This is a genomic window from Variovorax sp. VRV01 (assembly GCF_014852545.1).
Taxonomy (GTDB): domain Bacteria; phylum Pseudomonadota; class Gammaproteobacteria; order Burkholderiales; family Burkholderiaceae_C; genus Variovorax; species Variovorax beijingensis_A.
Genome location: NZ_JACVBS010000006.1, coordinates 243,358 through 256,290 on the forward strand (window position 1 = coordinate 243,358; position 12,933 = coordinate 256,290).

13 protein-coding genes and 3 tRNA genes are annotated in these 12,933 nt (G+C 66.4%); 3 read left to right on the plus strand and 13 right to left on the minus strand.

The features are described from left to right. Position 1: 1 nt before the first annotated feature. From IB278_RS13295 to IB278_RS13320, 6 genes are all read right to left on the minus strand, one after another. Entirely contained in the window at positions 2–994 is a 993-nt protein-coding gene (locus tag IB278_RS13295; protein ID WP_192323639.1) for a TauD/TfdA family dioxygenase, read from the minus strand. Further along, positions 991–1,680, minus strand: a complete 690-nt coding sequence (locus tag IB278_RS13300) for a 4'-phosphopantetheinyl transferase family protein (protein ID WP_145746053.1) — start codon at positions 1,678–1,680, stop codon at positions 991–993. The genes IB278_RS13295 and IB278_RS13300 overlap by 4 nt, the downstream gene beginning before the upstream one ends. Then, on the minus strand, positions 1,658–2,395 hold the full coding sequence (locus IB278_RS13305; RefSeq protein ID WP_192323672.1) for a thioesterase II family protein: 738 nt from the start codon (positions 2,393–2,395) through the stop codon (positions 1,658–1,660). Before IB278_RS13305 ends, IB278_RS13300 begins: the two co-directional genes overlap by 23 nt. 5 nt (positions 2,396–2,400) lie before the next feature. After that, complete coding sequence (locus IB278_RS13310; protein ID WP_145746051.1) at positions 2,401–2,661, minus strand: MbtH family protein; 261 nt, start codon at positions 2,659–2,661, stop codon at positions 2,401–2,403. A gap of 101 nt (positions 2,662–2,762) precedes the next feature. Further along, positions 2,763–2,966, minus strand: a complete 204-nt coding sequence (locus IB278_RS13315; RefSeq protein WP_145746050.1) for a DUF4880 domain-containing protein — start codon at positions 2,964–2,966, stop codon at positions 2,763–2,765. 96 nt (positions 2,967–3,062) lie between these two features. Then, on the minus strand, positions 3,063–3,608 hold the full coding sequence (locus tag IB278_RS13320) for a sigma-70 family RNA polymerase sigma factor (protein WP_145746049.1): 546 nt from the start codon (positions 3,606–3,608) through the stop codon (positions 3,063–3,065). A 304-nt stretch (positions 3,609–3,912) separates the two neighbouring features. Here IB278_RS13320 and IB278_RS13325 point away from each other — a divergent pair, with 304 nt between their 5' ends. Next, a complete protein-coding gene (locus IB278_RS13325) occupies positions 3,913–4,767 on the plus strand; it encodes a plasmid replication/partition related protein (protein WP_145746048.1) in 855 nt (284 codons plus the stop codon). Here IB278_RS13325 and IB278_RS13330 read toward each other — a convergent pair. Continuing rightward, a complete protein-coding gene (locus tag IB278_RS13330) occupies positions 4,748–5,332 on the minus strand; it encodes a YSC84-related protein (RefSeq protein WP_192323640.1) in 585 nt (194 codons plus the stop codon). The two genes, IB278_RS13325 and IB278_RS13330, sit on opposite strands and share 20 nt — an antisense overlap. Positions 5,333–5,585: 253 nt before the next feature. Here IB278_RS13330 and IB278_RS13335 point away from each other — a divergent pair, with 253 nt between their 5' ends. Together IB278_RS13335 and IB278_RS13340 are read left to right on the plus strand one after the other, a co-directional pair. Next, complete coding sequence (locus IB278_RS13335; RefSeq protein ID WP_225612874.1) at positions 5,586–6,962, plus strand: ArgE/DapE family deacylase; 1,377 nt, start codon at positions 5,586–5,588, stop codon at positions 6,960–6,962. A 273-nt stretch (positions 6,963–7,235) separates the two neighbouring features. Continuing rightward, positions 7,236–8,306 carry a phosphatase PAP2 family protein gene (locus IB278_RS13340; RefSeq protein ID WP_318646682.1) on the plus strand — a complete coding sequence of 357 codons (1,071 nt, stop codon included), beginning with the start codon at positions 7,236–7,238 and terminating at the stop codon, positions 8,304–8,306. 59 nt (positions 8,307–8,365) lie between these two features. Here IB278_RS13340 and IB278_RS13345 read toward each other — a convergent pair. The 6 genes from IB278_RS13345 to purF all read right to left on the minus strand — a co-directional run bounded on the left by IB278_RS13345 (position 8,366) and on the right by purF (position 12,921). Continuing rightward, positions 8,366–8,442 (minus strand) — tRNA-Asp (locus IB278_RS13345). Between the two features lie 69 nt (positions 8,443–8,511). Further along, positions 8,512–8,587: transfer RNA gene (locus IB278_RS13350), tRNA-Glu, on the minus strand. 52 nt (positions 8,588–8,639) lie between these two features. Next, positions 8,640–8,715, minus strand: a tRNA-Ala gene (locus IB278_RS13355). Between the two features lie 72 nt (positions 8,716–8,787). After that, a complete protein-coding gene (gene gltX / locus IB278_RS13360; protein WP_192323642.1) occupies positions 8,788–10,176 on the minus strand; it encodes a glutamate--tRNA ligase in 1,389 nt (462 codons plus the stop codon). Positions 10,177–10,180: 4 nt separating this feature from the next. Beyond that, on the minus strand, positions 10,181–11,407 hold the full coding sequence (locus IB278_RS13365) for an O-succinylhomoserine sulfhydrylase (RefSeq protein WP_192323643.1): 1,227 nt from the start codon (positions 11,405–11,407) through the stop codon (positions 10,181–10,183). 11 nt (positions 11,408–11,418) lie between these two features. Next, positions 11,419–12,921: an amidophosphoribosyltransferase gene (gene purF, locus IB278_RS13370; protein ID WP_145746044.1), complete on the minus strand. Its 1,503-nt coding sequence runs from the start codon at positions 12,919–12,921 to the stop codon at positions 11,419–11,421. Positions 12,922–12,933 lie beyond the last annotated feature (12 nt).

Sequence of the window (12,933 nt, forward strand, 5' to 3'; positions counted from 1 at the left end):
TCTAGAAGCGGCCCAGATTGCCGTGCGGCTCGGCCATGGCCACGATCACCTTGCGCGGCCCCTTGAACGGCGAGCGCGCATGCGCCACCAGCATGTTGTCGAGCATCAGCACGTCGCCCTCCTCCCACGGGAAGGCCACCGTCTCCGCATCGAGCACGGCGCGCACCTCTGCGAAGATCTCATCGCTGATGGTCGAGCCGTCGGCAAAGAAGGTGTTCCGCGGCACGTTCTCGATGCCGTAGATTTCTTCGAGCACTTCGCGCTCCTCGGCCTCGCGCGCAGAGATGTGGAACAGGTGGGCCTGGTTGAACCACACCTGCTCGCCGGTCACGGGATGCGTCTCCACGGCCTGGCAAAGCTGCCGGGTGCGCAGGCCGCCGTCGTCCTTCCATTCCCACGAGATGCCCGAGCGCTCGCAGAAGGCCTGGACTTCGACGCGGCTTTCGGTGTTGAACACTTTCTGCCATGGCACGTCCATCTCGCCGAAGTTGCGCACGTACAGGATGCCGGGCTCGAAGCGCTTGCGGATGTGCCCGGGCATGCGGCGATAGACGGCGCGGCTGTCGGCAATGGGTGTCTCGCCGCCCTCGGGCGAGGCGGTCACGCAGTGGAACCAGATCTTCATCGGCCACTCGCGCGTGTAGGCCTGCTCGTTGTGCAGCGGGATGCTCTGGTGCGCCGGGTATTCGGTCGAGGTGTAGACACCTGCGCCGGTGGAGGCCGACACCGCGGAGCGCGGCGTGGAGGCGAACTCGTACTTCAGCAGCGGATGGCCGAACGACGAGGCGAACTGCTGGAAAGTTTCCACCGCCGGCACCGAGAAGCCGCGCAGCAGCACGCCGCCGGCGACAAGGAGCGACTCCTCGATCTGCGGACGCAGGCGTTGCACCGCCGAGAGCAGGTTTTCGCCGGCATGCGCGGGTGTCATGAGGACCGGGAGGTCGGAGCCGGCGGGCGCCTTGCTGCGCACGAACCGTGTGAGCGTTTCATTCATGTCGATTCCTTGGCACGCCACGCGAGCGCGGCGGCATAGCCCGTGGGCGCATCGAGCGCCACGGCTTGAAGACCGGACCATTCGGCAACGGCGCATTCGAGGACGTATCGCCCGTTCGCACCGGAGTGGATGCCGATGGATTGAAGGTGCTCGGCCACGCCGACGCCGACGGCCTTCAGCACCGCCTCCTTGCCCACCCAGCGGCTGTAGAGGGCCTGCAGCGGATCGCCGGCTTCCTGCAGCGCGCGGCGTTCGCTGCCGGTGAAGGCGAGCGAAGCGACGGCCTCGGCGTCGACGTCGCTCCTGCAGGCCTCGATGTCGATGCCCACCGCGCTGACCACGCGGGGATCGGCGAGCGCGATGAGTGCATGAGCGCCCGAGTGCGAGACGTTGAAGAGCGTCGCATCGCCACCGGCCACGTCGAGGAAGGGCTTGCGGTACAGGCCCGCCGCGAACCGTACGTCGGCCGGCTGGCAGCCCACGCGCCGCGCAAGCAGGCCGCGAAGGGCCGCGCGCGTGGCCGTGAAGCGCACGCGGTCGGCGGTGCGCGCATATCTGTCGGCCTGCGCGCGCTCGGCGAATGCCAGCAGTTGGCGCTCGGCCGAGACATCGGCGTCCAGGTCGAAGTCGAGGCGGTAGACCTCGATGCCTGCGGGACGCGGGTCAGGCCAGGACACGGGACGCATGGTGCTCTCCTGCAACGGCCTGGCCGAGTCGCTCTGTGAGCGCGGCCAGGAATGCTGTTTCGCGCTGCCGGATGAAGAAGTGGCCGCCGTCGAACCAATCGAGCGTGAAGACACCCCCCGCCTCGGCCGACCATGCATGGACGGAAGCCGCGTCGATGTCGTCCTCGCGCCCGGCAAAGACATGCACGGGCATGGGCAGCGGCGCATCTTCGCGGTACCGGAAGCTCTCGCACACGCGGTAGTCGGCGCCGAGCATGTCGAGCGTGATGCGCATGAGCTCCGCGCTCGCGAACACTTCCTCGGGCGTTCCGCCCTGCCTGCGCAACTCAGCCGTGAGCGATGCGTCGTCGGTCTTGCCTGCGAAGCGCGCAGGATCGCGCCGCGAAGGCGCACAGCTGCCGGAAGCCAGCAGCGCAAGCGGCAATGGGCGCCCCAACGATTGCAGCCGGCGGGTGATGCCGTAGGCCAGCAACGATCCCATGCTGTGGCCGAAGATCGCGAACTCGCCGCGCAGCGCCTCGGCCTGCTCCACGCAGACCTGCGCAACGAGCTCATCGAAGTTCCGGACCAGGCGCTCGGACAGCCGGCCCCCGCGGCCGGGCAACTCCACAGGCACGATGCGGAGCCAGCGCGGCAGCAGCCGCCGCCAGCGCAGGTACATCGTTGCGCTGGCGCCCGCACAAGGCAGGCACAGCAGCGAGACGCTCGCGTCCACGCGCGTCAACCCGCCGCGGCTTGGGCTGCGATTCCTCCAGTCGCCGGGTTCTGCTGCGCCATCCACTCGCGCAGCGAACGCGGACGCATGTCGGTCCAGTTCTGCTCGACGTGGGCAAGCACGGTCTTCTTGTCGCCCTTGACGCCTTCTACCGCCGTCCAGCCCTTCGGCACGGCCTTCCAGTGGGGCCAGATGGAATACTGGTCTTCGTGGTTGACCAGAACGATGAAGGTCTCGTCTTCGCGATCGAAGCAACTCGTCGACATGGGTGCGTCCTTATGCGGTTGAACAGGATGAAAGGCGAGTCGACGGCCGGCTGGCCATCTCGTCGCTCCTGATCAACAAGACGTTTCAGGACACGATCTGTTCACTCCGCAGCGGCCGGCGGCACCAGTCCGGCCAGCAGCCACAGCCGGGCGGCTCTGTCGTAGGCCTTGCGGTGCAGGGGATCGGCAAGAAGCCAGGCCGTCATCTCGGCCCGCGCGCGGGCATCGAAGCTCTCGTGGTCGTACTCGCGCTGCACCCACTGCCAAGCGGTGCTCCAGATGGGGTCGTCCTGTTCTTGTGTCATGCGTGAAGGGTGTGAGGCATCACGCGACAGTACATCGGCACGTCGCGCGGGGGTTAAGGCTTTTACCCTACACCAAGCCCACGGGCGTGCAAAGGCTCAGTCGTCCTCGAGCAGGCGGCCGCATTCCCTGATCGCCTGCGCCGCCTCGGCAATCAGGCCGTTCACCAGTCCAAGCGCGCATCCCAGGCGCTGCGCGATGTCGCGCTGGGTGAGCCCTTCGAGCCGGTAGAGCTCGAACACCAGGCGCGTGCGCGCTGGGAGCCCGGCGAGCACCTTGTCGATGGCCTGGATCGCCTGGCGTTCGCGCATCAGGCGATCGGGGGTGGGCGCGCCGGCGACATCGAGCACTTCGACATCGACATCGAAGGTGCGGTAGGTGGCCTCGACGGTGTGGCGCCGGCAGCAGTCGAGCGCGACATTGCGCACGACCTGGCAGCAATAGCCGATCGGCCGATCGGCCTTGCGTACGCAAGGGCCGTCGGTGATCTTGAGGTAGGCGTCCTGCACGACATCGTCGGCCAGCTCCGCGGTGCGAACGATTCTTCGCGCCACGCGCAGGAGCTGAGCACGATTCGCGATGAAGACCTCCGCGAGCGTGGGCTCCGAAAGGTGCAGCGCGCTGTCGATCGGCTCTCGCATCATGCGAGGCGGGGCACGGATCGCCCAAGAGAACGTCGGCGAGGATGCAGACAGGTGAACATGAAGGCGCTACTCCTGAAGTATTCAATGCAAATGAGAACTATTACTACTTGTGGGTACAAAAAAACCCGATATCCCGCCCTCTTCGTGTCCCATATCCGTTAGACGTTTGAGCACGCAAAAGCGAGACAGGCGAGCGCCGGAAATCGGCCGGTCCGCTCATCGATGGTGGAGCGCCTGCATGACGGCAGGATGATCGGGTCCACCGCGCAACTAGAATTCCGCCCCTTTCCCCGATCCCTGCCCCATGAACATCGTCGTCAACGAAGAACTCAAAGCCTATATCGATCCATTGACTCCGGAGGAGCACGAGGCGCTGGAACGCAGCATCCTCACCGAAGGCTGCCGCGACGCACTGGTGCTGTGGGGCGACGTGCTGGTGGACGGCCACAACCGCTATGGCATCTGCCAGAAGCACGGGCTGCCGTTCCAGACGGTGCAGAACACGCGCTTCAAGACCATCGAGGACGTGCACCTGTGGATGATCGACCAGCACCTCGGGCGGCGCAGCATCTCGGACTTCCTGCGCGGCGTGCTGGCACTCAGGAAGAAAGACATCGTCGACGAGCGCCGTGCGCGCGCCTTGGCCGAGACGGCGCCGTCGGACGGCGACGGCGCGCCCTTCGATGCCGATGCGCCCGCTGCCGAGGCGTCTGCCGGCAGCGCCGCGGTCCTGCCCCCGCCTGCCCCCTTGAGCAGCCGCGAGGCCATCGCGAGGGCCGCGCGGCTGAGCAGCAACCAGGTCGTGATGATCGAGAAGATCCAGAAGCAGGCCGCGCCTGAACTGGTGGCGGCCGTGAAGTCGGGCGTGATCTCCATCAACACGGCGGCGGCCGTGGCGAGCCTGCCTGCCGAAGAGCAGGTGTCGGCGGCGAATGCGGGCAAGGACGAACTCAGGCAGGCCGCCAAGCGGGTTCGCGAGGCCAAGCGCAAGCCGCGCGAGGAGTCGGCCGAATCGGATCCGGCCGATCCATCCGCCAGGCAGCCCGACACTGTTCAGCTGCTGGAACAGCGCGTGGCCGAACTCACGGCCGAGAACGAGGGCCTGCGCCAGCAAGTCGCCGAACTGCAGGCGCAGCTGGCTACAGCCGGATCTCGGTGATCTTCGCGCCCGACAGCGAAACGCCCGCTTCCAGCCCCACATTGGTCAAGACGAAGCCGACCACCGGCTGGCGCAGCGTGTTGGTGTCGATGCTGCCGTTCGCGCCCATGGTTGCGGCGGCCACGGTGGCATCGGCCCCGGCCGTCCATCCCTTGCTGTTGCGGAACTTGTCGAGCGCGGCCTGCGTGGTGAACACGTAGATCACGGCCTTCGACTGGGCGCCGGCCTGGAAGCCGATCGAGCCGGCGGTGGTGCTGTAGTAGGCCTGCGTGCGGCCGTTCACGCGCAGCGCGCCCCGGCCGTATTCGGCGCCGATGCCCATGCTGGCGCCGACCACGGCGGGAAACACCAGCACGCCGCTGGATGAGGAAACAACCTCGCGCGAGCCCTTGACCGTGCCGTACAACTTGGACAATGCGGCGTCGACCTGGGCATCGATCGATGCACGCGTGGAAGCGCTGCTGGCCTGGTCCTGGGGCCGCGTGGTGGTGCAGCCCACCACCGCGGCACCGCCCACTGCAACGGCACACGCAAGCGCAAGGCTTCGGAACTGGATGGATCGCATGACGCTCTCCTTTGCTGGCTGGAACGATGGAAAGGCCGAGGCGCTTTCTTTCGCGGCCTCGGCAGCCTGTTCGAACACTCATGCTAAGACCGCAAAATACCGCTGAAGCCGACTTGGGAAAACGGCCTACGCGAAGTCGAGCCATCCAGGAACGATGGGCCCGATCGGCCGCCCCATGACTGGGCCGATTGGCGGCTGGAGCCCTTGGGCGCCGCCTGGCCATGCGCGCGAGAATTACCAGGGCGCAGCCAACATGGTTCCGTCACGCGCCTGCGCGGCGTGGAAGAATGAAGCTCCTTCTTCCAGCGCCGCCAACGCAGGCGGCCCCGACGCCATGCCCCAGCCCGCCGAAGACCGGATCAGCGAAGCCGCCATCGTGGAGGCCGCCCACGCGCTGCGCGCGCCGGCCGTTCGAATGCTCGAGCAGCTCGTTGCGCATCCTTCGCTGCTGGGGCACGAGCAAGATGCACAGGCCTTCATGGCCCAGTCCTTCGCGAAGCTGGGCCTGCGCGTCCACCAGTTCGAGATCGACGAGCAAAAGATCCGCCGGCATCCGGGCTACTCGCCCTCCATCGCCTCGTACGAAGGGCGCACCAACGTGGTGGGCATTCATCAGCCCCGCGGGCCGCAGAAGGGCCGCTCGCTGATCTTCAACGGCCACATCGACGTGGTACCGACCGGCGCCGAGCTGCTCTGGAAGCACCCGCCTTTCCAACCCGTGATCGAGGGCGACCGGCTCTACGGCCGCGGCGCAGCCGACATGAAGGCCGGCATTGCGGCCTACACGATGGCGTATGCGGCGCTGCAATCGCTCGGGCTCGAACCGGCATCGCCGGTGTACTTTCAGTCGGTGGTGGAAGAGGAGTGCACGGGCAACGGCGCGCTGGCCTGTCTGGTCGAGGGCTACCGTGCCGACGCGGCCATCATCCCCGAGCCGCTCGGCGGCGTGATGACCTGCCAGATGGGCGTGCTGTGGTTCGCGCTCGAGGTGCTGGGCAAGCCGGTGCACGCCTCGGTGGCCCAGACCGGTGTCGGCGCAATCGACTTCTCGCTGTACCTTTTCTCGGAACTCAAGAAGCTCGAGCAGCGCTGGAACGAGCCTGCCAATCGCTATCGCAGCTACGCGCATCACGCGCATCCGATCAACTTCAACCTCGGGAAGATCCAGGGCGGCGAATGGGCTTCGTCGGTGCCCTCGGCATGCCGCAGCGACATCCGCATCGGCTTTTATCCCGACATGAACGTGGCCCGCGCCAAGGCCGAAGTCGAGGCCGTGCTGGCTGCCGCCTACGCCGCGCATCCGGCTCGCGAGAGCCTGCGCTACCGGCTGATCTACGAAGGCTTCCAGGCCGACGGCTTCGACCTCGACCTGGATTCGCCGATCGTCACCGAGCTCTCGAAGTGCCACCAGGACATCGTCGGGCAGGCACTCGAACCCACGGCCTTCACGGGCACGACGGACGCGAAGTTCTTCAACATCTATGGGCAGACGCCCGCGGTCTGCTATGGCCCCACGGGCTCCAGCATCCACGGCATCGACGAGTGGGTTTCCATCGACAGCCTGGTGCAGGTGAGCGCCGTGCTGGCGGTGTTCATGGCGCGCTGGTGCGGCGTCGACCGCATCGATTGATCGAGACCGAAGAAGTGTTGTGTCATAGCCGCGTGGCGAAGCTCGTTTTACGATGCAGCCACGTCGTTCGCGTGGACGACCCGAACCCGCAAGGAAAGTGAATCAAAAAGGATGCATCCGCTGAATCTCGCCCTCTTCGATGCACTTGCGGCGGGCTTCGCTCCCTCGCCCGCAATGCTTCAGCTGGCGTCGGCCATCGCGCTGGGTTCGTCGTGGGCGTGTGCAGTGGTTCTTGCCTGGGTCGCGTGGCGGCGGGTCGCGCAGCGGCCTTGCGTGCTGGCGGTGCTGGCCGCCGGCGGTGCGGCTTCACTGATCTCGCAGGAGATCGCTGCCTCCGTGGGCATGCCCCGTCCCTTCATGATGGGGCTGAGCCCTGCGCACGTTCCCCACGGCCTGCGCGCGGGGCTGCCCAGCACGCATGCCTCGGTGATGTTCACCATGGCCTTCATGCTGCTGCGGCAGCGCTCGACGCGCGACGTCGGGCTCGTCACTCTTGGCGCGGCCGTGGCCACGGGCTGGGCTCGCATCCATGTCGGCATTCATTTTCCGTTCGATGTCGCGGCAGGTGCGCTGCTGGGTGCGGCCATTGCCGCGGCGCTGTTTGCGATGCAGGCGATTGCGCCCAAGCTCGCTCCCCACGTTGCAGCAACCCTGGCGCGGCCGTTGCGCGTCCTGGCCGACGGCAGGGCCGGGCCATGCCTGGTGCTGGTGTTCGTCTTCGCCGCTGCCTGGGTCGGCCTGAACACGCCGCAGGCGATCGGACCGGCGGTGCTGGAGGAAAACGGGCCCGTCGAGAAAAGCACGGTTCTCCTGTACCTGGCCGCGGTGCTGTGCGTCTTGATGGTTCGCGTGGCGTTTCTCTCGCGGCCGGACCGCGTGGCCATCTGCGTCCTGCTTCTTGCGTTCGCTGCCCGGGAGGCGGATTGGCATCTGGCGCATTGGGGCACCAGCTTGCTGGAAGCACCGCGCTCGCACGTTCTTGCGGCAATGGCCGCCCTCGCGCCCGTCGCCATTGCAGCCGGGTGGCTGGCCGGACGCGCCTGGTCCGCAAGCCGTGCGATGCGCGCCTGGCGGCAATGGCGGCCCGAAGCCACGACCTCGCTGACCTTCGTCGCGGTCATCGGGGCTGCGATCATCCTCGATCAGGCACCCTTTTCCTTTGCGGAGCAGCCGGGCTTGGTCGACGCAGGCTCTGCTACGGCCTTTCGCGGCTACCTGATGCTCAGCTTCGAGGAAATCCTGGAACTGGCCCTGCCGGTGCTCGCGCTCCTGGCCCTCCTGCAGGCGAGACTGGGTGGGAGCCGGGATTCGGCTCCCGGCGGCATCAAGCGCTCGTACGCATAGCGCGAAGAAGCCCAAAGAAAAACGGGTTGCACCATTTCTGATGCAACCCGCTCTTTGACTGGCGGAGTGGACGGGACTCGAACCCGCGACCCCCGGCGTGACAGGCCGGTATTCTAACCAACTGAACTACCACTCCTGGTAGACAACGTTCACTCCTTGCGGAGCCAAGTGCTGACGACTTGTGCCTGCTTCACTTGCGCGAAACTGGCGACCCTACGGGGATTCGAACCCCGGTAGCCACCGTGAAAGGGTGGTGTCCTAGGCCTCTAGACGATAGGGTCAAAACCTTAGGAACCGTGCTGCGATCAGCACTTATCTTCTCGACACTTTTGATGGTGGAGGTAAACGGGATCGAACCGATGACCTCTTGCATGCCATGCAAGCGCTCTCCCAGCTGAGCTATACCCCCATTTGACTTTCAGGCTCTTCTTTTCAGAATCACCCTGCGTCGGTGTCGAGCCTCAAATTATAGACCGAAAAATCAGGCCCTTTTCAAACGCTCGACAACTTTTTCACGAGAAAAGATTGCGAGCACCGAATCGAGGGATGGCGTCTGCGGTGTTCCCATCACGAGGACGCGAACCGGCATGGCCAACACGGGCATTTTCACCGAATGCGCGGCCAAAACTTCCTTGATGGCCGCGGCGATCGAAGCTTTTTCCCACGTCACGCTCGCGAGCTTCTCGGCGAGCGCGGCGATGACGGGCTTCACCGCATCGGTCACGTGCTGCGCGAGGTCGGCTTCGCCCGGCGTCACGTCCGCGTAGAACGCGGCGGCCCACTCGGCCAGCGCGACCGTGGTTTCGCAGCGGTCCTTGAAGAGCGCGCAGATGGCGGGCAGGCGATCGTCGGCCTCGATGCCGCGCTTTTTCAGCTGCGCGGCCACCAGCGGCGCGAGCTCCGCGTCGGCCTTGGCCTTGATGTACTGCGCGTTGACCCATGCGAGCTTCGCGGCGTCCCATTGCGCGGGGCTCTTCGAAAGGTGCGAGCCGTCGAACCAGCTCACCATCTGCTCGCGCGTGAAGAGCTCGTCGTCGCCGTGGCTCCAGCCCAGGCGCGCAAGGTAGTTGAGCATGGCTTCAGGCAGGTAGCCGTTCTCTTCATAGGCGGTGACGCTCACCGCGCCGCGGCGCTTGGAGAGCTTCTGCCCATCGTCGCCCAGGATGACCGGCACGTGGCCGAACGCAGGCAGCGGTGCACCAAGCGCGCGGAAGATGTTGATCTGCCACGGCGTGTTGTTGATGTGCTCGTCGCCGCGGAACACATGCGTGATGGCCATGTCCCAGTCGTCGACCACCACCGCGAAGTTGTAGGTGGGCACACCGTCGGGCCGCAGGATGATGAGGTCGTCGATCTCGCGGTTGTTGATGGTGATCTCGCCCTTGACGAGGTCGTTCCAGCTCACGTCGCCTTCGGGCGGGTTACAAAAGCGCACCACGGGCGGCACGCCTTCTGGCACGGGCGGCAGCACCTTGCCGGGCTCGGGGCGCCAGCGGCGGTCGTACAGCGTCTTCTCGCCGCGCGCGCGCTGCGCCTCGCGCATCTCGTCGAGCTCGGCCGGCGTGCAGTAGCAGTGGTAGGCCGTGCCGGCCGCGAGCATCTGCGCGATGACTTCGCGGTAGCGCTCGAGGCGCTGCATCTGGTAGATCGGGCCTTCGTCGTAATCCAGGCCGAGCCAGTGCATCGAGGCGAGGATCTGGTCGGTCGAGTCCTGCGTGGAGCGGGCCACGTCGGTGTCCTCGATGCGCAGCACGAACTCGCCGCCATGGTGGCGCGCATAGGCCCATGAGTAGAGCGCGGTGCGCGCCGTGCCCAGGTGGAGGAAGCCGGTGGGAGACGGAGCGATGCGGGTGCGAACTTTGCCGGTCATTTCGTTATCGTGGATTCAGGGTGCTCAGACCGCGCGCAATGTCGGCCTTGATGTCGTCGGCGTGCTCGAGGCCGACCGCAAGGCGGATCAGCCCCTGGCCTATGCCAGCCGCCTGGCGCTGCGCCTCGGTGAGACGGCCATGCGAGGTGGTGCCCGGGTGCGTGATGATGGTCTTCACGTCGCCGAGGTTGGTGGCAAGGCTCACCACGCGCGTGCTGTTCATGACATGGAAGGCATTGGCGCGCGCCGTCTCTGGCGAGTCGCCGACCACGTCGAACGACACCACCGCGCCGCCCTGCCCCGACTGCTGCTGCATCGCCAGTTCGTGCTGCGCATGCGAGGCGAGCCCGGGGTAGTAGACGCGTGCGATGCCCGGCTGCTTCTCGAGCCATTGAGCAATGTCCATCGCGTTCGCGCAATGCGCCCTCATGCGGATGCCGAGCGTCTCGATGCCCTTGAGCACGACCCACGCATTGAACGGTGCCAGCGCCATGCCGGCGGTGCGCACGATGGGCCCGAACACGTCGACGATGAGCTTCGAGGGACCGCAGATCGCGCCCGCCATCACGCGGCCCTGGCCGTCGAGGTGCTTGGTGCCCGAGTGGATGACGAGGTCGGCGCCCAGCGCCGCCGGACGCTGCAGGATCGGCGTGCAGAAGCAGTTGTCGACCGCCAGCAGCGCGCCCGCCGCATGCGCCACATCGGCCAGCGCGCGGATGTCGCAGACCTCGGTCAGCGGGTTGGTCGGCGTCTCGGCAAACAGCAGCTTGGTATTGGGCTTCACGGCTGCGCGCCATTCGGCCACGTCGGTCTGCGACACGAAGGTGGTCTCGACGCCGAACTTGGCGAACTCCTTGCCGAACAGGTTCAGCGTGGAGCCGAACACCGAGCGCGAGCAGACCACGTGGTCGCCGGCCTTGAGCAGGCCCATGCACATCATGAGGATCGCGCCCATGCCGGTGGAGGCGCCGATCGCCGCTTCCGTACCTTCGAGCGCCGCGATACGCTGCTCGAAACTGGTCACGGTCGGATTCGAGGTGCGCGAGTAGGTGAAGCCCGGCTCTGTGCCAGCGAAACGGCGCATCGAGGTTTCGGCGTCGGGCTGCACGAAGCCGCTGGTCAGGAAAAGCGCGTCAGAATGCTCGCCGTACTGGCTCGGCGCGAGCCCGGTGCGCAGCGCGAGCGTCTCCGGATGCAACCCGGGCGGCAGTGTTCGTTCTTCGTCGGTCACTTCGTCTGCTCTCACTCGCTGTGGTTGGGAAGCGCCAGGCGCGAAGAATCCTCTTCGGTCTCTTCGACGCGCGGACGGTTGCCGTTCATGCGCGAGATGGCTTCGGTGTCGATGTCGCCGGTCACGTACACGCCGTCGAAGCAGGAGGCATCGAAGCCGTCGAGCTTGGGGTTGAGCGAGCCGATGGCACGCTTCATGGCGTCGACGTCCTGGTAGATCAGCGCGTCGCAGCCGATCAGTTCGCGGATCTGCTCGACCGTGCGGTCATGCGCCACCAGTTCGTCCTTGGTGGGCATGTCGATGCCGTAGACGTTGGGGTAGCGCACGGGCGGTGCCGCGCTGGCCAGGTAGACCTTGCGCGCACCGGCGTCGCGCGCCATCTGCACGATCTCGCGGCTGGTGGTGCCGCGAACGATGGAGTCGTCGACCAGCAGCACATTGCGGCCCTTGAACTCGCTGGCGATCACGTTGAGCTTCTGGCGCACCGACTTCTTGCGCACGCCCTGCCCCGGCATGATGAAAGTGCGGCCGACATAGCGGTTCTTCACGAAGCCTTCGCGGTACGGAATGCCCAGCAGGTGCGCGAGCTGCGTGGCGCTCGGGCGGCTCGATTCAGGGATGGGAATGATCACGTCGATCTGGTTCGGCGGCACGGTGGACACCACGCGCTTGGCCAGCGTTTCGCCCAGGTTGAGCCGCGCCTGGTACACCGAGATGCCGTCGAGCACCGAGTCGGGCCTTGCCAGGTAGACGAACTCGAAGATGCAGGGGTTGAGCGTGGGCGCCTCGGCGCACTGCATCGAATGCACGTTGCCCTGCAGGTCGATGAACACGGCTTCGCCCGGCGCGATGTTGCGCTCGAACACGTGGCCCGAACCCTCGAGCGCCACCGATTCGCTGGCCACCATCACGGTGCCGTCGGCACTGCGGCCCATGCAGAGCGGACGAATGCCGTACGGGTCGCGGAAGGCCAGCAGCCCGTGGCCGGCGATCAGCGAGACCACGGCATAGGAGCCGCGCAGGCGCTTGTGCATGTTCTTGACCGCGGCAAACACCTCGGCCGGATTCAGCGGCACGCCGCGCGACGCGCGCTCGAGCTCGTGCGCGAGCACGTTGAGCAGCACTTCCGAATCGCTCTCGGTATTGGTGTGGCGGTGGTCGGTGGAGAACAGCTCCGAGCGCAACGCATGCGCGTTGGTCAGGTTGCCGTTGTGCACCAGCACGATGCCGAAGGGCGCGTTCACGTAGAAGGGCTGTGCCTCTTCCTCGCTGTAGGCGTTGCCCGCGGTCGGGTAGCGCACCTGGCCCAGGCCCACGCTGCCCGGCAGCGCGCGCATGTTGCGCGTGCGGAACACGTCGCGCACCATGCCCTTGGCCTTGTGCATGAAGAACTTGCGCTCCAGCAGGGTGACGATGCCGGCCGCATCCTGGCCGCGGTGCTGCAGCAGCAGCAAGGCGTCATAGAGCAGCTGATTGACGGGTGCGTTGCTGACAACGCCGACGATTCCACACATGAACGATTCCTC

Coding starts and splice junctions, on each gene's coding strand:
- IB278_RS13315 (WP_145746050.1), bottom strand. CDS start 2,966: ATGACACAAGAACAGGACGACCCCATCTGGAGCACCGCTTGGCAGTGG.
- IB278_RS13325 (WP_145746048.1), top strand. CDS start 3,913: ATGAACATCGTCGTCAACGAAGAACTCAAAGCCTATATCGATCCATTG.
- IB278_RS13310 (WP_145746051.1), bottom strand. CDS start 2,661: ATGTCGACGAGTTGCTTCGATCGCGAAGACGAGACCTTCATCGTTCTG.
- IB278_RS13320 (WP_145746049.1), bottom strand. CDS start 3,608: ATGATGCGAGAGCCGATCGACAGCGCGCTGCACCTTTCGGAGCCCACG.
- IB278_RS13300 (WP_145746053.1), bottom strand. CDS start 1,680: ATGCGTCCCGTGTCCTGGCCTGACCCGCGTCCCGCAGGCATCGAGGTC.
- gltX (WP_192323642.1), bottom strand. CDS start 10,176: ATGACCGGCAAAGTTCGCACCCGCATCGCTCCGTCTCCCACCGGCTTC.
- IB278_RS13330 (WP_192323640.1), bottom strand. CDS start 5,332: ATGCGATCCATCCAGTTCCGAAGCCTTGCGCTTGCGTGTGCCGTTGCA.
- IB278_RS13335 (WP_225612874.1), top strand. CDS start 5,586: ATGGTTCCGTCACGCGCCTGCGCGGCGTGGAAGAATGAAGCTCCTTCT.
- purF (WP_145746044.1), bottom strand. CDS start 12,921: ATGTGTGGAATCGTCGGCGTTGTCAGCAACGCACCCGTCAATCAGCTG.
- IB278_RS13295 (WP_192323639.1), bottom strand. CDS start 994: ATGAATGAAACGCTCACACGGTTCGTGCGCAGCAAGGCGCCCGCCGGC.